Here is a 21,264-nt window from a genome sequence, read left to right as displayed (position 1 = left end):
TTTCAGGTACTAAACCGGGGATTTATCCCCTCCCCGTCACTTTTGCTGTCGGCACATGATGGTCGCGTCATACGAGATCCACCCCAGCCGGGCGGAGAATCGAAGGTCCGACCAAAATGTGCCAGCACCAGCCATCCTGCCCCACCTCAACCGCGCCCGACCATGACGCCGCCCGCCTCGTGGCCTACCACCCCGAGCAGGGGTGGGGCCTCCTCTGCAACGGCGTGACGGTGTTCGAGGACATGGGTGAGCTCCTGCCCGACGGCACATCCGCTCCGACTGTTCAGGCCATGGAGGGCAGGGCGGCATGAAACCGTTCACCGCGCCCATGCGCGAGACTGCGGCTATTGCGCCGTGGCATGCCGGGCTCGGCGCTACCCCGGCCCAGCCCGCCCGTAGAAGGTCCTGGCTCCTGCCCAGCGACCCGTCCTCGGTGCGTGAAGCACGGCGACTCACCCGTGCCCAGCTGGCCGATTGGGCGCTCGACGACCAGATCGACGACACAGTGCTGCTCGTCAGCGAGCTGGTCACCAACGCCCTGCGCCACGCGTGGGGGCCGATCCGCCTCACCTTCTGTCTGCCCTCCCCGCACGGCGGGCTGCGTTGCGAGATCGAGGACGCGAATCCGGCCGGACCTTTGAGGCGCCATGTCGAAGAGCACGACGAGGAGGGGCGGGGGCCTGCACATGCTGAACCGGCTGTCCCGCCGCTGGGGCAGCCGCCGGACACACGCCGGGAAGGTGGTGTGGTTCGAGCTGCATGCCTGCGCCGGCCCCGTATAGAGGGCTGCGCCTGACGGCGGAAGGAGGAACTATCGACGGCACAGAGACACGCGAACAACATGACAGCCATCGAAATGGGCCCAGGGTCCGGGAGACGAGTTCCATCGAGCCTCCCGCCCCTGGGCCTCCCCATCACCCTCCACGCCTTGAAACAGCTCCCATGAGCCCATCGGGCACGGGATGCTCAGTTCGCCCTTGCCAGCGCCTCGGATAGGCTGATGTGTTAGCAAACGCGTCCGAAAAAGCTGCGCCCAAAGTCGCCGTACCCGAAGCCGCTGCATCGACTATGCGTCGGCAGGGCTCGCCGGGAAGATCGCCAGGGAGTGGTCGGCAAGCAGAGGCCCCCACACCCCGGGGTGAGGTCATTGCGTGGACACACACGAGTCGACGAGCGATGTGCCGGGTCACCCCCTGTCGGCGATCGGGTACGCGGGTGTGCTCCGCGACCTGCTTCCGATCGCGCTGTGGAGAGTCAATGCCCAGGGGCGCGTCGTGGAGTGGTCGCTCGCCGCCCAGGACCTGCTCGGCTACGTGCCGGAGGAACTGCTCGGCCGGTACGGGATCCCGATACTGGTCCCCGAGCCCAACTGGGAATCGGCCGAGCAGCTCGCGCAGAAGGTCATGGCAGGTGAGACGGTTGTCGGAACCCTCCCGCTGCGGCACCACGACGGGCACCTCGTGCCGATGGAGATGTGGCTCTGCCCGTCTGTGGACCCGCAGGGAAGAGCGGGCCTCCTGGCCATCGCCGTGGAGACCTCTGCGGTGCTGAGAATGCGGGATTCGCTGGCTGCCCTGGAAGGTCTGTTCACCCAGTCCCCGATCGGTCTGGCCACGCTCAGCCACGATCTGCGCTTTCTGCGGGTCAACGACGCGCTGGCGCGGATGAACGGCGTCTCCGCGGCCGAGCACCTCGACAAGCGGCTGACCGAGGTCGCGCCAGGGGTCAACGCCGCGGCGCTGGAAACGGTGATGCAGCAGGTCCTGGACAGCGGTAGAGCGGTGGTCGACGTGCGCCGCACCGGGCGCACCCCGGCCGATCCCGATCACGACCGGACCTGGTCCTGCTCCTACGCCCCGCTGCTCGGCAGCGCCGGCCGGCCACTGGGAGTGATCGCTTCCCTGATCGACATCACCGAGGGGCAGCGGGCTCAGGCCGAGGCCGAGCAGGCACGGCAGCGCTTCGTCCTGCTGGCCGAGGCCGGCGCGCGGATAGGGACTACTTTGGACCTGCGGCAGACCGCCGAAGAAGTGGTGCAGGTGCTGGTGCCCCAGCTGGCCGACTCAGCCGACGTACAACTGCTGGAACAGGTACTCGACCCCGATGAGGCGGCCGCATCCACCCACGGCGTGGTGCGTCGTATGGCGGCCGCCTTCACCGATCCGTTGGCCCCTGCCGAGAAGCTGGCAGCGGGCCTGACCTTCCAGGTTCCGCTCGGCTCGGTGTACGAGCAGGTCATCGCCGATGGCCACCCCATGAATCTCTACCTGTCCGACATCCCGGCGCTGATCAACGATCCGCGCGCCGAGGGACTGCGGACGTACCTGGCTGCCCGTGTGGGCTCCGCCCGACTGGTCCCGCTGGTCGCCCGCGGCAAGGTACTCGGCGCCGTGGTGGTGACGCGTAGCCGCAGCCGCGAGCCGCTCGGCGAGCAGGACTGCCTGCTCATCGACGAGCTGGTCGCCCGAGCTGCGCTGAACATCGACAACGCGCGCATGTACACGAGGCAGCGAAAGGCGGCCCTCACTCTGCAGCGCAGCCTGACGAACAGCACGCTGCCGGAAGTGACCGGCCTGGAACTGACCGGGCGCTACCTCCCCGCCAGCGACCACGAGGTCGGCGGCGACTGGTTCGACGTCATCGCTCTGCCTGACGGCAGGACCGGGCTGGTCATCGGGGACGTCATGGGGCACGGAATCCACGCGGCGGCCGTCATGGGACAGCTGCGCACAGCGGTGCGAACGCTGGCACGCCACGACATCTCCCCGGGGCAGATCCTCAGCTCCCTGGACGCCGCCGTGGCCGACCTGGGGGAGAACGAAATGGCGACGTGCGTCTACGCAGTCCACGACCCTGCTGCCGGCGGCTGCCTGATCGCCAGGGCCGGCCATCCACCTCCGGCCGTGGCCGACCCCCAGGGGACGATCGCGTTCCTCGACGGCCCCCCGGGTACGCCCTTGGGAGCGGGCGGACAGGACTTCCAGACCGAGCAGGTGCCGCTGCCCCCCGGCAGTCTGCTGGTGCTGTACACCGACGGACTCATCGAGGCTCGCGACAGAGATCTCGACCAGGGCATGCAACAGCTCGCCCAGGCGCTGCGACACCTAGACCATCCGTTGGAGGAGATCTGCGATGGCATCCTCGACCGCTTGCTGCCCTCCGCGGCCCAGGACGATGTGGCGGTGCTCCTCGCCAGAACGCTGCGTCCGCCAGACTCGGTGAGAAGTCACCCTGAGCGGCACGGCTTGGGCGGTCCCGCCCGGAAGGTGCAAGGGTGGTAGGGATGGACACTCCGGTGACAACGTTCAGCGAAGGCCCGGAAGACCCGTTTGCGGTGCGGCGCGCGGCCTTGGCGGTGCTGGACGACCGCGGGAGGGTCGTCGGCTGGAGCGAGCGGGCCGAGGCGCTGCTCGGCTACCCGCCCGAGAAGGCGCTGGGGCGGCCGACGGTCGACTTTCTGGTCGACCCGCGCGACCAGGACGTCGTCATGGACGCGGTGGCGGCATGCGTACGCGACCGGGGGTGGTTCGGGGTCGTGCCCGTCCGGCATCGCGACGGCCATCGTGTGGAGTTGGGGTGCCGGGCCCGGATGACCGTGAGAGGCGACTCCCCCCGCGAATGGGTCATCGTCGGTGCGCCCGCCGAGGAGGTTGTCCAGTGGGAGACGGACCGGTCGGTCCTGGACGGGCTGTTCCGCCGGTCCCCGATCGGCCTGTCCGTCCATGGCCCGGACCTGAGCATCCTGCGTGTGAACCGGGCGATCTCCAAGTTCACTCAGATACCGGTCGAGCAGCATCGCGGGCTCCGCACCAGCGACTTCCTGATCCAGCAGGACACCGACACGGTGGAGAGGCAGATACGGGAGGTACTTGAGACCGGCCGGTCCGCGATCTCCACCGAGCAGCCCTGCCGTCTGCGGCGGGATCTCGGCCGTGAACTGGTCGTATCGGTATCGGCCTTCCGGATGGAGGACCCCTCCGGACGGATCCTCGGGGTCACGCAGACAGTCGAGGACGTGACCGAACGCTATCGGGCCCGCCGTCGGCTGGCTCTGCTCAACGAGGCCAGCACACGCATCGGGACCACGCTGGACCTGGCGGAGACAGCGCGTGAGCTGGCCGAGGTGGCGGTCCCCGACCTCGCCGACTGCGTCTCCGTGGACCTGCTGGAGCCGGTGACCCGCGGTGAAGAGCCCACCCAGGAGACGTTCGGACCCGTGCGCCGAACGGCGATCCGCAGCATCCTGCCGAACACGGCGGAGGTGATGTATCCGGTGGGCCGCACTATTCAGATACCGCCGGGAACTGTGCAAGCGCGGTGCCTGGCCGAGCGTCGTCCGATCCTCCAAGCGCAGCTGGAAGGCCCTACCGGGTGGCTCCCCCTGGACCCCGAGCGGGCTGAGCGCGCCCTCAGTTTGGGCGTCCACTCGCTGATGGTGGTGCCGCTGGTCGCGCGGGGGCTCGTGCTCGGCCTGCTCAGTCTGTGGCGGTCGCGACGGGTCGAGCCATTCGAGGAGGACGACCTCACACTCGCCGAGGAGTTCGCCGCCCGCGCCGCCGTCTGCATCGACAACGCACGCCGCTACACACAGCAGCACGAGGCCGCCCTCACCCTGCAGCACAGCCTGCTCCCGCACGAGGTGCCCAGGCACCCGGCTGTCGAAGTCGCCCACCGCTACCTGCCGGCCGACGCGACGACCGGCGTCGGCGGTGACTGGTTCGATGTCATCCCGCTCTCCGGACTCCGCGTCGCCCTCGTCGTCGGCGACGTGGTCGGCCGCGGCATCCACGCGGCGGCCACCATGGGCCGGCTGCGCACCGCCGTACACACCCTTGCCAACCTCGACCTCACTCCTGACGAGGTCCTCTCCCACCTCGATGACCTCGTGGACCGTCTGGCGGCCGAGCAGGAGCCGACCGACGAACGTTCCCCTCAAGTCATTGGCGCAACCTGCCTGTACGCCGTCTACGACCCGGTCTCGCGGCACTGCGTTCTGGCCCGCGCCGGCCACCCGCCGCCCGCGGTGGTGACGCCTGCCGGACAGGTACACCTCCTCGAACTGCCTGCAGGCCCGCCGCTGGGCCTGGGCGGGCTGCCGTTCGAGGCCACCGAGCTGGAACTGGACGAAGGCAGCCTCCTTACCCTGTACACCGACGGCCTCGTCCAGGGCCTCAAGCGAGACGTCGACGAGAGTCTGGCCGATCTGTGCGGGGCACTGACCCCGCCGACCCGCTCGTTGGAAGAGACATGCCGGGCGGTGGAGGGCGCGTTGCTGCGCGACCGGCCCACCGACGACGTGGCCGATGACGTGGCTCTGCTCATCGCCCGTACCCGCGTCCTGGCAGCGGAGAAGGTGGCCACGTGGGAGCTGCCCGTGGAGGCAACCGCCGCTGCTCAGGCCCGGATGCTTACGGCATCCCAGCTGGCCGAGTGGGGGCTGGAGGAGATGGTCTTCACCACCGAACTGATCGTCAGCGAACTGGTCACCAACGCCTACCGGTACGGCAGCGGGCCGATCGCCCTACGGCTCATCCGTGACGACCACCTCATCTGCGAGGTGTCCGACACCGGCAGCACCTCACCGCACCTCCGCCGGGCCCGCACCACGGACGAGGGCGGCCGCGGACTCTTCCTGGTGGCCCAGCTCACCGAGCGGTGGGGCACCCGGTACACGCGCGACGGCAAGACGATCTGGACCGAACAGCCGCTTCTCAACGGCGCTCCAGCGAACCTCGAATGAAGGCTGCCTGGCCGGCGTGCTGCAGGTCGTCGGCCAGGACGCTGATCAGACGGACGCCCAGAGTGACCGGCGGGGACCAGGACTCGTCGACGACGCGGTCCAGCGCCGCGTCGTCGAGCCCCCGGACGAACCGCATGGTCTGCTCGTGGACGGCGTCGTAGTAGCCGAGCAGCAGCTCGGCCGACTGGACCTGTACCGCGGCGACCTGCCTGCTGGAGTGGCCGAACCCGGTCGCTCCCTTGGGAAAGGGCAGCTCGAAGCGGGCCGCCCAGTCCTGGGAGAACCACACCTGCTCCACTTCACTCGCATCAGCCACGTGATCGTCCTGGATACGCGACAGATGCCATACGAGCCAGGCGACCGAATTCGCGTCGGCGTCCAGCCGGGCGTTGAGGTCGTCCGGTGAAAGCCCCTCGACCGCGCCGTGTACTGCCTCCCGGACGCGCTCGAACGCATCTGCCAGCAAGTCTGCGCTGTTCATTCACTGATCCTTGGTCCTGGGCGGCCCCGGCGAGAAGTTGTGTCTCCGAAACCACCATGGACCGTCGCCGGCCCCAGCGATGTGGTCGACACGCGCACTTCGCCCGCGCCCCCGGCCACCGCCTATGCCGGGCCGGGCCGGGCTCAACGCTGCCCGCGGGGGACGGCCAGGTCTGTGAGCAGCGCGGCGCCCGGTGCGAGAGCGGACCACGTGCCACGCCAGGTCAGCACGGCGATGGCGGACGTCGGGAACTTCGTCTGTGCGCGCTGCATTGTGCCGCCGAGTGCCTCGCCGGCGAGCAGCAGGATCAGGTCCTGGAGGCCGGGGTTGTGTCCGATCAGCAGCAACGTCCCGACATCGGCGGGCACTTCGCGTACGACATCGAGAATGGTCTGGTCGTCCGCCGCGTAGAGGCTGGGCTCGTATCGCACCGGCGGGGTGCTGCCCAGCTCCGCGGCGGCCAGCTCCCAGGTCTGGCGGGTGCGGCGGGCGGTGGAGCACAGGACGAGGTCGGGCAGGCAGTCGGCCTCCGCCAGCCAGCGGCCGGCGGCGGGGGCGTCCCGCATCCCGCGAGGGGCGAGGGGGCGCTCATGGTCGGGAACGCCCTCGGGCCGTGCGGACTTGGCGTGCCGCAGGACGACCAGCCGCCGCAGCGGGCTCATGCCGACGCTCCGGCTGGGTGCGGGCGGCCGGTCTCTCGGGCGAGTTCCAGCCCGAGGACGCGGTCCAGATGGGCGAAGGTCTCGAACTTCGCTCCGGCCGGCACGTCCGTGGCCGTCTCCAGTTCCCGCAGCATGTCGAGTACGGCGGGGGTGCCCAGCGTGTCCTCCAGCGCGGCACGGGCCGGGCGCACGCGGTCGGCGGGCATCGGCTTCGACGGCTGCTCTGCCCAATCGGCTACGGCACGCCGCCATCGAGCCAACGTGCGGCGGGCCTCGTCGAAGCCTTCGGCACGGAGCGCGACCGGCTCATGATGGGCGTGGGAGAGCAGGAGCAGGCGTACGGCGAGCGGATCCTGCTCCTCAAGTCCCGCCAGGGACATGGACGTATGCGCCTCTGCCACCTGGAGGGAGGCGCCGCTTCCGCCCTCGTACGCGCGGTCGGTGAGGTGTACGCCGGGTGGGCCACCGAGCATGTCGGCGATGTGGTCCGGGGTCCCGTGGGCGTCGGCCGGCCGGATACCGACAGCGGCGGCCGACGGGACGCTCGGGCCCGTCCGCCCCAGCAGGACCTGTCTGCCGCGCAGCTCGACGACGCGCGCAAGCACATCCGCGACCAGCAGCACGCGCAGACCGGTCAGTCCGCCCGGCCCACCGGGCGGCGGCACGTGGGCGCAGATCCGCAGCGGCCCAGGGCCTGCCAGTTCGTCGACGATGCGCAGCACACAGCCGAGCCTAGGCGCCCGGGCCCCGACTCCGCACCAGGAACGACCGGTGGGAGTGACTGCGAGCCTGTCGCGGCGGGCCTTCCGTGACCCCAGACCTAGGTCGCCGTGTCCGACCAGCTGTACGGCGGCCCGGCGCGCCCGCTCGCCGTTCCGGCGCCCGCGGCCTCCAGTTCAGCGTCGGCCGCCCTCATCAGCTGCACCGCGAGGTCTCTCATCGCACGGCTCGCCGAGAGTTCGTCGCCGATCGTGGGGATGTCCACGTCCTGAGGGTTGCAGCGGGCGACCCCATGACCGGTGAGGGTAGCGGTACCGGTGTCCAGTACCGCGCGGGTTTTCGTCGTGCCGTCCTCCTCCGACAGATGGAGGCGGACGCTCCACTCCAGCGTCCGAGTCATCGCACACCTCCTCGCCCGCGTCCGGCCCGAGTGCGACACCACGACGCGGTCCTGACTCCAGGATCCACCCACGGCCGATATCGGTGCGATGACCCGCACGGGCCGAAGTCGCCAAGACGGTGCCGCACTTCGGCGTGGTTCACTCCGCAACGGGTTCCCTCTTCTGCCTGCTGGAGTAGGGTGACGATTGTAAGTCCATTTTTCAAACTCATTGAGGGACGGTGCGGCGGCATGAGCATGACGGCTGCGAGCACAACGGTCAGCGTCGGTCGTTCGTGGTGGTCGTGGGCCGGCGTTCACGGCGGCTATCTGGCGGCGCAGGGGTTGGCCGGAATGCGCGGCCTGCTCGGCGAGGCACCCGTCGTACGGACGCTCACCACGCACTTCCTGGCACCGGTCGACGACCATCCCCTCCGGATCGAGGCCGTGGTCGAGCGTGCCGGGCGCGGCACGTCGTTCGCGTCGTTCGTCGCCGAGCAGGGTGGCGCCGTAGTACTACGGGGCTCGGCGGTGTTCGGCACTGCGCACCCCGGCCCCGGCTACGACGGCAGCCAGGCACCCGCCGTGCCCGGAGCGGACGACTGCGAGGCGCTGGAGCTGCCGGAGCGTCTGGCCGCGTTCGCGCGGCACCTCGAGATACGTCCCGCGACCCCGGCACGGCCACTCGGCGGAGGCGACCGCGCCGAATTGACGGCCTGGGTGCGCTTCGCCGACGGGCGCGGACTGGATGCCGAGGCGGTTGTCATCCTGGCGGATGCCCTGCCCCCTGCGCTCTTTGCGCGCTGGACGGCACCGAGGCCCGTTCCCTCGGCCGAACTGACCGTCCACTACGGCGACGCCCTGGACCGTGGGCCCGTCGACGGCTGGGCGCTGGTCCGTATCCGCACCGAACACGCGGGAAGCGGCTGGGCGGTCGACGACAGCACGGTATGGACGGCGGACGGCCGACTGCTCGGCTCGGGACGGCAGGCCCGGCGCATCCTGGCCCCGCTGACTTGATCTCCGGTCGCCGTCTGCGCCCGGCAGGCGGTCAATACCCGTGCCGCGAAGAAGCCGGTCACTGCAACCCGCCCTCAACGCAGAGTGCGATGACCTTCGACGGTCAGTGCGGCCTCTGCTCTCGCGAGCGTCGCCGGGTGGCCGAAGAGGCCGGGCAGGCCGCCCGAGTGCAGGAAGACCGTGCGCTGCCCGGGGACGACGTCGCCGTCCTGGATCGCTGCGATCAGACCGGCCATCGCGCGGCCGGTGTAGATCGGGTCGAGCACGATGCCCTCGGTGCGGGCGGTCAGGGTCAGGGCTGCCATCACCTGCTCGGTCAGTACGCCATAGCCGTCGCCGACCTGGTCGAGTCGCAGCCTCAGCGTCTTCGGCTCGCAGTGCGTGCCGGACAGGCCGGAGATCAGCTCGGACACGGTCCCGGCCGGATCGGTGACTGCGCCGCAATGGACGCCGAGCACTCGCGCGGCGCCGAGCTCGCCGACGAGGCCCGCCATGGTGCCACCGGAGCCGAGGGCGACGACCACAGTCGCCAAGTCCGGGGCCTGGGTGAGGAGTTCGCGCCCACACTCGGCGTAACCGCGCGCGCCGATGACGCTGGTACCGCCGAAGGGGATCAGCGCCGGGACAGCGCCCCGCCCTCGGAGCTGTTCGGCCACCTGCTCGGCGGTGGAGGCGAGCGACCCGCGGTCGGCATCACCGGCCCATACGACCGTGGCGCCGAAGAGACCGTCGAGTGCGAGGTTCCCGGAGGCCGACGATCCGGGGCCGCCGGCGAGTACGAGTACGACGTCGAGCCCCAGCCGGGCGCCGGCGGCGGCGGTCAGACGTGCGTGGTTGCTCTGGGGCGCACCCGTGGTCACCAGGACAGTGGCGCCGTCGGCGAGCGCCGCGCCGCAGGTCCACTCGAGCTTGCGCACCTTGTTCCCACCGCCACCCAGGCCGGTGAGGTCGTCACGCTTGACCCACAGGTCGTCCGTGCCGAGCCCGAGCGCACGGGCCAGCCGTGGCACGGGCTCGAGCGGGGTCGGCCATGTGCCGAGCACTGCCCGTTGCGGAGTGTCGCTGTCCGGGGTCATCGTCACCACCCTTGTCTGCGGCGCCTTGGTCGAGGTTCGCGGATCATCATGCCCGTAGGACAGCCGGCCAGCCCGAATGCCGGTGAGGCCGCGGGTTCCGATCCGCTGCTGCGGGCGCAATTGCGCCACATGTAAGCAGCAGGGAATCCTAACGAGTTCTTGATGCCGCTCCCCCCGTCGGAGTCGCGCTGCTGAGCGGGTGGGGCGACATACGCTCGCGCCGTGCTGAACGTGACCGGGATACTCAAGCGGCTGGTGATCGGCCGGGCCATGCGAAGCGAGCAGCTGGGCGAGACGCTGCTGCCCAAGCGTGGCCGGACTGCTGCTGTGGGCGTTCAAGGCCAACGTCACCAACCTCATCCACCTCTACATCCTGGGCGTGTTCACCTCCTTCACGCTCTCCCAGACGGGCATGGTCCGGCACTGGAACCGCGAGCTACGCACCGAGACAAACCCGATCCTGCGCCGCCGCCACCAGATGGCGCGTGTCGTGAACGGGGTGGGCGCGGTCATCACGGGACTTGTCCTGGTCATCGTGCTGGCCACCAAGTTCACCCAGGGCGCCTGGCTGGCCGTGCTCGCCGCGATCGTGCTGTGGGTGATGATGCGCGGCATCCGCCGTCACTACGACGCCACCGCGGCCGAACTTTCGGTCACCGACCCGCGCAGCGAAATGGTGCCGCCCTCCCGCGTGCTGGCCATCGTGCTGGTCTCCACCATCCACAAACCGACCCTGCGGGCGCTGGCCTACGCCCGCGCCTTCCGGCCGGACCACCTGGAAGCCCTCACCGTCGCGGTCGACCGCGATGCGGCCAACGCGCTCCAGCGCCAGTGGGAGGACTACAGGATTCAGGTACCGCTCAAGGTCCTCGACTCCCCCTACCGCGAGATCACCGGCTCCGTTCTCGAGTACGTCCGCTCCATCAGGCGCGACAGCCCGCAGGACGTGGTCGCGGTCTTCATCCCCGAGTACGTCGTCGGCCACTGGTGGGAAAACCTGCTGCACAACCAGTCCGCGCTATGGCTCAAGAGCCGCCTGCTCTTCACCCCGGGCGTCATGGTGATCAGCGTCCCCTGGCAGCTCAGCTCCTCCGCCCACGCCGACCACCCGGCCGCCCGCGCCCCCGGCTCGGTCCGCCGCGGAGAACCCGTCACGACACACAAGAGCGACGACGTCAGCACGCACCGGTAAGGATCCTCGATGGAGTACCTCGCGGCCGGACCCGAGTGGGAGGACCCTGGAGACAGGACCACGCGGCGGTGCCCCGACTGCGGACACATGTGCGCGAGGAGGTAGGCCATGAAACGGACGCTGGAATGGAAGGTCGGACTGTACCTGTCCGAAGAGGACGGAACGACGAAGGCGCGGGCGGTGCTGGACACCGGCTCCTCGACGCTCACGGGGCAGGGGACCGCACGGTGCAGCGCAGAGGACGCGGACGTCCCCGAGATCGGTGACGAGCTCGCGGCGAGCCGCGCGCTCAAAGACCTCGCGGGTCATTTGATGCGGGTCGCCGACCGCGACATGGAGAGGGTGGGCGCCGGGGCGGAAGCGCCCCTCGGTCCGCCGTACAGCTGGACAGTGGGGGCGTAGGCCGGGCTCATGCCTGATGCCCGGCGGTTGTTGTGCCGTCCTGGCCCGTGGACTGCTCCTGGGGCAGGGTGAGAATGCACGATTCCCCGGGCGCCACGGAGACCGTGCGGTCCGGCAGGGCGATGTCGATCGGTGACCGGTCGGAGTCGGGCACGGTGATCTGCAGCTGTCCCGCGCTCATCCGGAGCCGTACACCCCAGTGCCCCTGGTAGCGGATCGCGAAACCGTACTCCGACAGCTCCGGCAGCGGCACGGGGTCGAGCCGCAGCGCGCCGCCCCGTGTCTCCAGGCCGGTCAGTCCTCGCTGCACGAGATCGAGGGTGCCGGCCATCGCGCCGAGGTGAATTCCCTCCCCCGTGGTGCCGCCCTGCAGATCGGCGATGTCCCCGGCCAGCGCCTCCTGGCAGAACGCCCAGGCCTCCGCGCGCCGCACCCTCGCCAGCACCCAGCCGTGCACGAGGCTGCTGAGCGTCGAGCCGTGGCTGGTGCGGCGCAGATAGTGGTCCACGGTGCGCTGCCAGGCGGTGTCGTCCAGCTCGTACCCGAGCCGGTGGAAGAGGCCCTGGAGTTCGGTCGGTGAGAAGAGGTAGCCGAGCATCAGCACGTCGGCCTGCTTGGACGCCTGATAGTTGTTGGCCGTGTCCCCTTCGGCCTCCAGGATCCGGTCGAGGCGCCGGATGTCGCCGTAGCGGTCCCGATAGGCGTCCCAGTCGAGTTCCGTAAGTTCGCCGTAGCCCTCGAACTGGCTGACCACACCGGCGTGGAAGGGCACATGCAGTTTGTGGGAGACCTCCTGCCACGCGTCGAGTTCGCCGTCGACGAGTCCGGTGCGTTCGACGAGGTCCCTGCGGCGTGGCTCCGGGAGACAGTGCAGTACGTCGAGGGCGCGGGCGAGCACCCAGGCAGCGGTGACGTTGGTGTACGCGTTGTCGTCGAGGCCCGCCTCCTTCGCGCCGGGGTAGGCGTCGTGGTACTCGTCGGGACCCACGACTCCACGGATCCGGTAGCGGCCGAGGGTCTTGTCGTACGTCGTCGCGTCCGCCCAGAACCGGGCGATCTGCAGCAGCATTTCGGCGCCCTTGGTGTGCAGGAACTCCATGTCGCCGCTCGCCTCGCAGTACTGCCACACGTTGTACGCGATCGCCGAGCCGACGTGGTGCTGAAGCCGGGAGTGGTCGGGCAGCCAGCGCCCCGAGAGCGGGTTGAGGTGCAGCTGCTGGGTCTCCTCGCGGCCGGTGCTGCCGCTCTGCCAGGGGTACATGGCCCCGGCTCGTCCGGCGTCGCGAGCGGCGGAGCAGGCCCGCTCCAGGCGCCGGTGGCGGTAGCTGAGCAGGGCCCGGGAGACCTCGGGGAACTGCAGGTTCAGACAGGGCAGGACGAACAGTTCGTCCCAGAAGACATGGCCGCGGTAGGCCTCGCCGTGCAGGCCGCGGGCGGGGACGCCGGCGTCGAGTTCGGCGGTGTGCGGGGAGAGCGTCTGCAAGACATGGAAGAGGTGGAGCCGCAGGATCGGGCCCGCGCTGTTCGGCACGTCGAGTTCGGCGGTGCGCCACAGCTGGCGCCAGGCCGTGCGGTGCGAGGCCAGCAGGGCGTCGAAGTCCGGGGCGCGGTTCACCCGGTCCACGGCGGCGTGCAGCGGGTCGCTGATCGCCGGGTCCCGGGAGGTGTGCAGGGCGATCGTCTTGTCGACGGTGACGGTCCGGCCCGGGGTGAGGGGAAGGCGCAGGAGCTGAGAGACCCGCAGGTTCTCACGGCGAGTGGTCGCCTCGGCCGAGGCCGGGACGTGGGCCACATCGGCCACGTGGGCCACGGTGCGGGCCGCCAGGCCGATCCTGATGTCGGAGGTACTGGTGCGGCAGCGCAGCCACATGGTGTCCGGGGCCGACGTCCCGGTGTGGACATGGGTGAGGTGACGGCCGGCCAGCTGCCGGTAGCGCTCAACGCCGCTGTTGGTGACCGTTCCGTCGAGCGCCGACTCGACCTCGATCTCCCCGGACCAGTCTTCGGCGGTGAACTCGGTGCGCAGCAAGGCCAGATGGGGGGAGGCCATGTGCACCAGGCGAAGCTGCCTCACCGCGAGGCGCCGGCCGCTCTCGTCCTCGTAGCCCAGGGTGCGCTCCAGCGTGCCGGCGCGCAGGTCCAGCGTCTGCTGGTGACCCAGGATCTTGTGGGTGTCCGGGGAGAGCCAGTTCCCGGAGTCGGTACGGAATCGCAGCGGCAGCCAGTTGGGGAGGTTGACCATGTCCTCGTTCTCGACCTGCCGTCCCGCCACGTCCGAGATCAGCCGGTTGTAGCAGCCCGCCGCGTACGTACCCGGATAGTGGACCCGGTCGGCCGTGCACTCGGGGGCCGCGCCGCGAGTCGCGAAGTAGCCGTTGCCGAGGGTGCACAGGGACTCGCGCAGCCGCTCCTGTTCCGGGTCGTAGCCTTCATACTCCCAGGTCCAGTCGCGCATCGTCAGTCCTCCGGGGCAAGAAGTTCCGCGAGGTCACGGACCACGATGTCCGCGCCGTGCTTCAGCAGTTCAGCACGGGTCTCGTCGGTACGGGCCCGGTCCACGCCGATGACCAGGCCGAAGCCGCCGCGCAGCCCGGCCTCCACTCCCGCCAGGGCGTCCTCGACGACGGCGGTGCGGGAGGCGGGGATGCCGAGCCGGCGGGCCGCCTCCAGGAACAGCGCGGGGTCGGGTTTGCCGGGCAGTTGCAGGCGTGCCGCCTCGCCGCCGTCCACCAGGGCGTCGAAGAGGTTCAGCACTCCCGCGTGCTCAAGGAGTTCACGGGCGTGCCGGGAGGCGGAGGCGGCGGCCAGGGGTACGCCGGCGGAGCGCAGGGTGTGCAGCAGTTGGACCGTGCCGGGGAAGGCATCCACGCCGTGCTCGCGCAGCCGCGCGGTGAACAGCCGTTCCTTGTCCGCGGCGACGGCCTGCACGTCCGCGTCGGTCAGCGGCAGCCCCCGGGACTCCAGGAAGGCCGCCGCCCCGTCGAGACGCGACTTGCCGTCCACGTACCGCAGATAGTCCTCCACTACGTGGAAGGGGCGCCGCTGGGCGGGATCGGCGGGAGGGTGGTCGCGCAGGAAGGCGTCGAAGGCCGTCTCCCAGGCGGCGGCGTGCACCCGCGCGGAGTCGGTGATCACTCCGTCGGTGTCGAGGACCATGGCCGCCGTGCCCCGTAGTACCCGGGGCAGGCCGGCCGTGCCGTTCTGCGTCGGGTTCACCTCATTTCGTCGATACGGGGACGGGTTTCAGCCGGTCCAGGTCCAGTCGGCGACCTCGGGCAGATCGGTGCCGTGTACGCGGATCCAGGCGTGGTGGCGGGTGCGGGCGTCGGCCATGTGCTGGCGTACGGCGGCGGCGCGCACGCCGAGGCCGGGGACGCGGTCGATGACGTCCATGACCAGCCGGAAGCGGTCCAGGTCGTTGCGTACGACCATGTCGAACGGCGTCGTGGTGGTGCCCATTTCCTTGTAGCCACGGACATGGACATTGACGTGGCCCGCGCGGCGGTAGGCGAGCCGGTGGATGAGCCAGGGGTAGCCGTGGTAGGCGAAGATCACCGGCTTGTCGCGGGTGAACAGTCCGTCGTACTCGAAGTCGGCCATCCCGTGCGGGTGTTCCTCACGCGGCATCAGCCGGGTCATGTCGACGACGTTGACGACCCGCACGGCGAGGTGGGGCAGGTGCCGGCGCAGCAGCTGCGCGGCGGCCAGCACCTCCTGAGTGGGGACGTCGCCCGCGCAGGCGAGCACGACGTCCGGCTCGCGCTCGCCGTGCGCCGTTCCGGCCCACTCCCAGATGCCGGCGCCGCGGGCGCAGTGGACGCGGGCCTGGTCCATCGACAGCCAGTCGAAGCAGGGCTGTTTGCCGGCGACAATCACATTGACGTAGTCGCGGCTGCGCAGGGCGTGGTCGGCCACGGAGAGCAGGGTGTTGGCATCCGGCGGCAGGTAGACGCGTACGACCTCGGGGCTCTTGTTGAGTACGTGATCGACGAAACCGGGATCCTGGTGCGAGAAGCCATTGTGGTCCTGCCGCCAGACATGAGAGGTCAGCAGGTAGTTGAGGGAGGCGACGGGGGCCCGCCAGGTCAGTGCGCGGGACGTCTTCAGCCACTTGATGTGCTGGTTGACCATCGAGTCGACGATGTGGACGAAGGCTTCGTAGCAGGAGAACAGTCCGTGCCGGCCGGTGAGGAGATAGCCCTCCAGCCAGCCCTGGCAGAGGTGTTCGGAGAGGACCTCCATGACCCGGCCCTGCCGGGAGAGGTGTTCGTCGGTCGGGGCGGTCTGCGCCTGCCAGGCCTTGCCGGTGGCGCCGAAGACGGCGCCCAGCCGGTTGGAGTCGGTCTCGTCGGGCCCTACGAGCCGGAAGTCCCGGCGCCCGGACGTGGCCTCCATGAGCTGTTCGAGGAGACCGCCGAGGACCCGGGTGGGCTCGTGCAGCGTCGATCCCGGCTTGTCGACGGGCACGGCGAAGCGGTCAAGATCGGGGATCGGCAGGTCGCGTAGGAGCAGGCCGCCGTTGGCGTGCCGGGTGGCGCCGAGGCGCCGGGCACCCTCGGGGACGCAGGCGAGGACGTCGGCGGTGGGGCGGCCCAGCGTGTCGAAGAGCTCCTCCGGCCGGTAGGAGCGCAGCCATGCCTCCAACTGCCGCAGGTGCTCCGGGTTTTCCCGTACACCGGACAGTGGGACCTGGTGCGAGCGCCAGGTGCCTTCGACCGGCACCCCGTCGACCTCGGCAGGTCCGGTCCAGCCCTTGGGCGTGCGCAGGACGATGACGGGCCAGTGCGGCCGCTCGGTGACGCCGTCCTCACGCGCGGTGCGCTGCAGGATGGCGATGCGCTGCAGGGCGCGGTCGAGGGCGGCGGCCATGGCACGGTGGACCTGGAGGGGGTCGTCGCCGGTGACGTGGATCGGATCGTGTCCGTATCCCCGCAGCAGGTCGTCGAGTTCGGGCTCGGGGATGCGGGACAGGACCGTCGGGTTGGCGATCTTGTAGCCGTTGAGGTGGAGGATGGGCAGCACCGCCCCGTCGTGGACGGGGTCGAGGAACTTGTTGGAGTGCCAGGAGGCGGCGAGCGGGCCTGTCTCAGCCTCGCCGTCTCCGATCACGCAGGCGACGAGCAGATCCGGGTTGTCGAGCGCGGCGCCGTACGCGTGGGCCAGTGCGTAGCCGAGTTCACCGCCCTCGTGGATCGAGCCGGGGGTCTCCGGGGCGACATGGCTGGGCACCCCGCCGGGGAAGGAGAACTGCCGGAACAGCCTCTCCATGCCGACCTCGTCCCGGCTGACGTTCGGGTAGATCTCGCTGTAACTGCCCTCGAGCCAGGAGTTGGCCAGGACCGACGGGCCGCCGTGTCCGGGGCCCCAGATACAAAGGGCGTCGAGTCCGCGGGCCTTGATGACGCGGTTGAGATGGGTGTGGACGAGGTTGAGCCCCGGGGACGTGCCCCAGTGGCCGAGCAGCCTCGGTTTGATGTGTACGGGTTCCAGAGGTTCCCTCAGCAGCGGGTTGGCCATCAGATAGATCTGCCCGGCGGCCAGATAGTTCGCGGCACGCCAGTGGGCGTCCAGAGTGCGCAGCTCCTCCTCGGTCAGTACGGTGCTGTCCTGGTGCTTGACCTTGGGCATGAGTGACTCCGTTACGTCATCGAGCGTGGGAGGCGGTATGGCCGACAAGAAGGCGCGGCCCGAAGCGCTGCCGCGTGCGCTGTACGAGCGGGAGCTCCTGAGGCTGCAGACGGAGCTGGTGAAGGTCCAGGAATGGGTGCGCGCGGAAGGCGCGCGACTCGTGGTGGTGTTCGAGGGGCGGGACGCGGCGGGCAAGGGCGGCACCATCAAGCGGGTCGCGGAGCATCTCAACCCCCGGGTCGCACGGATCGTGGCTCTGCCCACGCCCACCGAGCGTGAGCGCACGCAGTGGTACTTCCAGCGTTACATCGCGCACCTGCCCGCGGCGGGCGAAATCGCACTGTTTGACCGAAGTTGGTACAATCGGGCGGGCGTCGAGCATGTGATGGGCTTCTGCACGAAGGAGGAGCACCAGCGGTTCCTCCACCAGTGCCCGATCTTCGAGCGGATGCTCGTCGAGGACGGGGTCCTGCTGCGCAAGTACTGGTTCTCGGTGAGCGACGCCGTACAGGAGCAGCGGTTCAGGCGTCGGCTCGATGACCCCACGCGCCGGTGGAAGCTCTCGTCGATGGACCTGGAGTCCATCACCCACTGGGAGGCGTACTCCCGGGCCAAGGACGAGATGCTGGTGCACACGGACATCGCGGAGGCGCCGTGGTTCGTCGTGGAGAGCGACAACAAGCGCAGAGCACGCATCAACATGATCGCCCATCTGCTCGCGTCCCTCCCCTACCACGAAGTGCCCCCGCCGGCGCTCGAACTGCCGCCCCGGCCGCCGTCCACGGGCTATGTGCGCCCGCCGCGTGATCTGCAGACGTACGTCCCCGACCACGCGGCCGGTCTGACCGGCTGAGCCGCCCTTGGCGCTCACGGGCAATCACGCCCGCTGCGGTACGACTGCAACGGGGCAGGCGGAGTGGTGCAGCACCGTGTGCGCGACCCGGCCGAGCTGGAGCCCGAAGTGACCGTGCCGCCGCTGGGCGCCGACGATCAGCAGATCGGCCGCTGCCGACGCGTTCATGAGCACCTTGCGGGCGGGGCCTTCGGCCGTCGCCCGGTGCAGCTCGACGGCGGGGTGGTCCGCCGCGGCTTCTCGCAGCGCCTCTTCGAGGGTCTCCGCGGCCTGGCTCTCGTGGTAGTGGGCCGCGTCTGACGCGAGCAGAGGCTGATCGGCCGTCTGGTGCGCGGGACAGCGCCAGGCCCGGACGGCGTGCAGGGCAGCCCGGCGAGCCTGCGCCTCCTGGAACGCGAAGCGAACGGCGGCCAAGCCCTGTGGGGGTTTGTCGACACCAAGGACGATCCGCCGGTGCGTAATGCTCTGGGCGGCGTGGCTGCCGCGGATGACGAACACCGGGCAGTCGGCACGGGCGGCGACCGCCAGGCTGACCGAGCCGAGCAGCATCTCGGCGAGGCCGCTGCGGCCTCGCGAGCCGGTGACCAGGGCGGAGGCGTTGCGGCCCTCACTCAGCAGGGCGGTCACCGTGTCATCGGGCAGGATGTCCGTCAGGATCTTCAGCTCCGGGTCGCGGCGGCGAGCGCGCTCCGCGGCGGAGCCGACGATGTTCTCGGCCATCACCCGCTCCGAGGGGCGGTCCACTCCCTCGTCGACTGCGGCCCCTTCGTAGCGCTCCCACAACGACGCGTTCACCAGCCGCAGCGGCACCCCGTGCAGGGCTGCCTCGTCAGCCGCCCAGTCCACGGCCCGCAGGCTGGACTCGGATCCGTCCACGCCGACGACGAGGGGCAGCTCCATTGTCCCCACCTTCTTCCTTCCCCCTCAGACCGGACTTCTCTGAGAACTCGAAGGCGATGCGGGCGTCGAGCGAGACGCTTTCAACGGTAGTCGAATCCTGGTGTCAAGCCGAGATCGGAACCGGTCAGGCGCCGGAAGCGGCTGCCGCAGGCACGGCTCCCCGCGAACGCTCGCTCCTCACCTCAGCCCGAAGGCGTCCGCGAGCATGTCGAGTTGGGCATTCAGCAGGGTCATCCGGGCCTGGCTTCCCATGGCTGCGTACTGGCCGGACACCTCCAGGCCGACGGTGCCGTGCAGCTGTGACCAGGCCAGCACCGTCCCGGCGAGCGCGGTCCCGGCGCGTGCGTCGTCCGCGGTCAGGCCCGTGTACGCGTGCAGCCACTCGGCGGCCGCCGGGTCCGTGCGTACCCACCCCGCCATCTCGGCGACCACCGGCCGCACCGCCTCGGTGGCCTCGCCCTGGGCGAAGACCTTCGCGAACGGTCCCACGGCCGCCCTCGCCCGCTGCACGATGTCCGGCGGGGCCGCGTAACCGGGCACCGGACCGCCCTGGATCAGCAGGTAGCGGTGCGGCTGCGCCACCGCCCAGTCGAGATAGGCGCCACCGAGCGCGCGCAGAGCGAGCCTCGGGCCGGCCGGCGCGTCGGCGCCGACCCGGCCGACCGCCGCGGCGACGTCGTCGTAGGCGTCCCGGACCAGGTCGTTGAGCAAGTCGTCGCGGCCGGCGAAATACCTGTACAGGGCCGGGCCGGACAGCCCCACCTCGCTGGCGATGCGGGTGAGCGCCACCCCCTGCGCGCCGCCCTCGGCCAACTGCCGAAGGGCGATCTCCTTGATCTCGGCGCGGGTCTGCTCGCGGTAGCGGGCCCGCGGGCTCCGTGCCTCAGCGGCCATGGCGTCCTCCCACACATCGAATCGTCGTCACGGAACGTACGCCACATCTCGACTGCAATAATAAATCGTGTGAGTTATGCCCCCTAACGAAAGGGAGGCAATCACACTCATGCCCAGTACAGACATACTGGTGCCCTTCCGCACATTGAAGAGGAGAAGATCCTGGACGGCGACGAACGTCGGCGTGCCATTCTCACGGTCGCGCGACTCAACGGATCGGTGGACGTCGCTGCCCTCGCGGTGGAGTTGGCGGTGTCCCTGGAGACCGTGCGCCGAGATCTGCGGATGCTGGAGGAGAGCGGCCTGGTCCGGCGCAAGCACGGAGGGGCCTATCCCGTCGAGAGCGCCGGATTCGAGACGACACTCGCCGCCCGCACCACCCGGCACGTACCGCAGAAGGCCCGAATCGCCGCGGCAGCCGTCGAGTTGCTCGGGGAGGCGGAGACCGTCTTCATCGACGAGGGTTACACCCCACAACTGATCGCCGAGGCACTGCCCCAGGACCGGCGGCTGACCGTCGTCACCGCATCCATCACCACCGCGGGCGTGCTGGCCGGGCGGGACAACACACAAGTACTCCTGCTGGGCGGTCGGGTGCGGGGCAACACGATGGCCACTGTGGATCACTGGGTGACCGACATGCTGGCCGGCCTGGTCATCGATCTGGCGTACGTCGGGGCCAACGGCATCTCCTGTGAGTACGGGCTGACCACCCCCGATCCGGCCGTCGGCCATGTCAAGGCACAGGCAATGAAGTCGGCCAGGCGCCGGATCTTCTCGGGAATCCACACCAAATTCGGCGCCGTGAGTTTCTGCCGGTTCGCCGAGGTGGCGGAGTTCGAGGCCATCATCACCGATACCTCGCTCACCGCTGCGGAGGCCCAGCGCTATGCGCTGCTGGGCCCCCAGGTCCACCGGGTGTGAGCAGTCCCCTCAGCGAGCGGTACCCACCGGGCGGGGTGGCAGGTCCTGCGGCAGCAGCGTACTCGTACTGGGCGGCGGGCTCCTGCACCTCGGCGACCTGAGCCGGGAGATCGCCGAGGAGCTGCCGCCGGCGGCCGCGGCGGGATACCTGGCCCAGCCGTGGCTGGAGGGAACCCTGGCTTCCTGCCGGGTCGAGTCCCTGCTGCACGCGGCGGATCCCGAACTGCCGCTGGTGCACGGCCTGGTGGACGGGTCAGCGGCCCTCGCCTACTGGGAGGCCGTGGAACGTGCCGGGGTGACGGCGGGCCCGCTGCACATGCTGGGCCACACCGTCCGGGCCGGATGAGCTGGCGGGAGTGCGGACCGTTTCCTGAGGCGTGGTAGTGCGGGGCG

The 21,264-nt window shown here is 70.1% G+C and carries 19 protein-coding genes and 1 pseudogene; 10 read left to right on the top strand and 10 right to left on the bottom strand.

The genetic code is table 11. From position 1 onward, the window contains the following. Window positions 1-116: 116 nt before the first annotated feature. The 4 genes from QFZ67_RS36920 to QFZ67_RS36905 all read left to right on the top strand — a co-directional run bounded on the left by QFZ67_RS36920 (window position 117) and on the right by QFZ67_RS36905 (window position 5,740). Complete coding sequence (locus QFZ67_RS36920) at window positions 117-311, top strand: DUF5999 family protein (RefSeq protein ID WP_307665394.1); 195 nt, start codon at window positions 117-119, stop codon at window positions 309-311. Next, window positions 308-796: an ATP-binding protein gene (locus QFZ67_RS36915; RefSeq protein WP_307665393.1), complete on the top strand. Its 489-nt coding sequence runs from the start codon at window positions 308-310 to the stop codon at window positions 794-796. Before QFZ67_RS36920 ends, QFZ67_RS36915 begins: the two co-directional genes overlap by 4 nt. A 355-nt stretch (window positions 797-1,151) precedes the next feature. Next, the gene (locus QFZ67_RS36910) at window positions 1,152-3,281 is read left to right on the top strand and encodes a SpoIIE family protein phosphatase (protein ID WP_307665392.1); all 2,130 of its coding nucleotides are present in this window, start codon (window positions 1,152-1,154) and stop codon (window positions 3,279-3,281) included. Between the two features lie 2 nt (window positions 3,282-3,283). Then, entirely contained in the window at window positions 3,284-5,740 is a 2,457-nt protein-coding gene (locus tag QFZ67_RS36905; RefSeq protein WP_307665391.1) for a SpoIIE family protein phosphatase, read from the top strand. Here QFZ67_RS36905 and QFZ67_RS36900 read toward each other — a convergent pair. The 4 genes from QFZ67_RS36900 to QFZ67_RS36885 all read right to left on the bottom strand — a co-directional run bounded on the left by QFZ67_RS36900 (window position 5,712) and on the right by QFZ67_RS36885 (window position 8,003). Beyond that, the gene (locus tag QFZ67_RS36900; RefSeq protein ID WP_307665390.1) at window positions 5,712-6,221 is read right to left on the bottom strand and encodes a DUF664 domain-containing protein; all 510 of its coding nucleotides are present in this window, start codon (window positions 6,219-6,221) and stop codon (window positions 5,712-5,714) included. The two genes, QFZ67_RS36905 and QFZ67_RS36900, sit on opposite strands and share 29 nt — an antisense overlap. Window positions 6,222-6,364: 143 nt before the next feature. Further along, window positions 6,365-6,883, bottom strand: coding sequence for a histidine phosphatase family protein (locus QFZ67_RS36895; RefSeq protein WP_307665389.1), 519 nt, complete (start codon window positions 6,881-6,883; stop codon window positions 6,365-6,367). Then, on the bottom strand, window positions 6,880-7,605 hold the full coding sequence (locus tag QFZ67_RS36890) for a hypothetical protein (protein ID WP_307665387.1): 726 nt from the start codon (window positions 7,603-7,605) through the stop codon (window positions 6,880-6,882). Before QFZ67_RS36890 ends, QFZ67_RS36895 begins: the two co-directional genes overlap by 4 nt. A gap of 98 nt (window positions 7,606-7,703) precedes the next feature. After that, window positions 7,704-8,003 carry a DUF1876 domain-containing protein gene (locus QFZ67_RS36885; RefSeq protein ID WP_307665386.1) on the bottom strand — a complete coding sequence of 100 codons (300 nt, stop codon included), beginning with the start codon at window positions 8,001-8,003 and terminating at the stop codon, window positions 7,704-7,706. Window positions 8,004-8,234: 231 nt separating this feature from the next. On the opposite strand from QFZ67_RS36885, the gene QFZ67_RS36880 reads away from it, so the two are divergent. Next, the gene (locus tag QFZ67_RS36880; RefSeq protein ID WP_307665385.1) at window positions 8,235-9,002 is read left to right on the top strand and encodes an acyl-CoA thioesterase II; all 768 of its coding nucleotides are present in this window, start codon (window positions 8,235-8,237) and stop codon (window positions 9,000-9,002) included. A 74-nt stretch (window positions 9,003-9,076) separates the two neighbouring features. Here the strand turns inward: QFZ67_RS36880 and QFZ67_RS36875 are convergent, their stop codons facing one another. Then, the gene (locus QFZ67_RS36875) at window positions 9,077-10,078 is read right to left on the bottom strand and encodes a D-cysteine desulfhydrase family protein (RefSeq protein ID WP_307665384.1); all 1,002 of its coding nucleotides are present in this window, start codon (window positions 10,076-10,078) and stop codon (window positions 9,077-9,079) included. Window positions 10,079-10,388: 310 nt separating this feature from the next. Between QFZ67_RS36875 and QFZ67_RS36870 the strand changes: the two are divergent. Both QFZ67_RS36870 and QFZ67_RS36865 read left to right on the top strand, forming a co-directional pair. Beyond that, window positions 10,389-11,270, top strand: a pseudogene (locus tag QFZ67_RS36870) (DNA-binding protein); the annotation flags it as partial. A 108-nt stretch (window positions 11,271-11,378) separates the two neighbouring features. Continuing rightward, entirely contained in the window at window positions 11,379-11,672 is a 294-nt protein-coding gene (locus tag QFZ67_RS36865) for a DUF1876 domain-containing protein (RefSeq protein ID WP_307665383.1), read from the top strand. Between the two features lie 7 nt (window positions 11,673-11,679). Here QFZ67_RS36865 and QFZ67_RS36860 read toward each other — a convergent pair whose 3' ends face one another. The 3 genes from QFZ67_RS36860 to QFZ67_RS36850 all read right to left on the bottom strand — a co-directional run bounded on the left by QFZ67_RS36860 (window position 11,680) and on the right by QFZ67_RS36850 (window position 17,300). Then, a complete protein-coding gene (locus QFZ67_RS36860; RefSeq protein WP_307665382.1) occupies window positions 11,680-14,127 on the bottom strand; it encodes a glycoside hydrolase family 65 protein in 2,448 nt (815 codons plus the stop codon). Window positions 14,128-14,129: 2 nt separating this feature from the next. After that, window positions 14,130-14,828, bottom strand: a complete 699-nt coding sequence (locus QFZ67_RS36855; protein ID WP_307666104.1) for an HAD family phosphatase — start codon at window positions 14,826-14,828, stop codon at window positions 14,130-14,132. Between the two features lie 87 nt (window positions 14,829-14,915). Further along, window positions 14,916-17,300, bottom strand: a complete 2,385-nt coding sequence (locus QFZ67_RS36850; protein WP_307665381.1) for a phosphoketolase — start codon at window positions 17,298-17,300, stop codon at window positions 14,916-14,918. A 37-nt stretch (window positions 17,301-17,337) separates the two neighbouring features. Here QFZ67_RS36850 and ppk2 point away from each other — a divergent pair, with 37 nt between their 5' ends. After that, window positions 17,338-18,153, top strand: a complete 816-nt coding sequence (ppk2, locus tag QFZ67_RS36845) for a polyphosphate kinase 2 (RefSeq protein ID WP_307665380.1) — start codon at window positions 17,338-17,340, stop codon at window positions 18,151-18,153. 24 nt (window positions 18,154-18,177) lie between these two features. Here the strand turns inward: ppk2 and QFZ67_RS36840 are convergent, their stop codons facing one another. Beyond that, window positions 18,178-19,053: a universal stress protein gene (locus QFZ67_RS36840; protein ID WP_307665379.1), complete on the bottom strand. Its 876-nt coding sequence runs from the start codon at window positions 19,051-19,053 to the stop codon at window positions 18,178-18,180. 177 nt (window positions 19,054-19,230) lie between these two features. Then, window positions 19,231-19,947: a TetR/AcrR family transcriptional regulator gene (locus QFZ67_RS36835; protein ID WP_307665378.1), complete on the bottom strand. Its 717-nt coding sequence runs from the start codon at window positions 19,945-19,947 to the stop codon at window positions 19,231-19,233. A 162-nt stretch (window positions 19,948-20,109) separates the two neighbouring features. Here QFZ67_RS36835 and QFZ67_RS36830 point away from each other — a divergent pair, with 162 nt between their 5' ends. Together QFZ67_RS36830 and QFZ67_RS36825 are read left to right on the top strand one after the other, a co-directional pair. Continuing rightward, a complete protein-coding gene (locus QFZ67_RS36830) occupies window positions 20,110-20,871 on the top strand; it encodes a DeoR/GlpR family DNA-binding transcription regulator (protein ID WP_307666103.1) in 762 nt (253 codons plus the stop codon). Further along, window positions 20,837-21,217, top strand: coding sequence for a hypothetical protein (locus tag QFZ67_RS36825; protein WP_307665377.1), 381 nt, complete (start codon window positions 20,837-20,839; stop codon window positions 21,215-21,217). Before QFZ67_RS36830 ends, QFZ67_RS36825 begins: the two co-directional genes overlap by 35 nt. The last annotated feature ends 47 nt before the right edge of the window (window positions 21,218-21,264 follow it).

It is taken from the genome of Streptomyces sp. V1I1 (assembly GCF_030817355.1).
GTDB lineage: Bacteria > Actinomycetota > Actinomycetes > Streptomycetales > Streptomycetaceae > Streptomyces.
The sequence above is the reverse complement of the archived record's forward strand: the minus strand, read 5'-3'. Positions and strand labels throughout refer to the sequence as shown.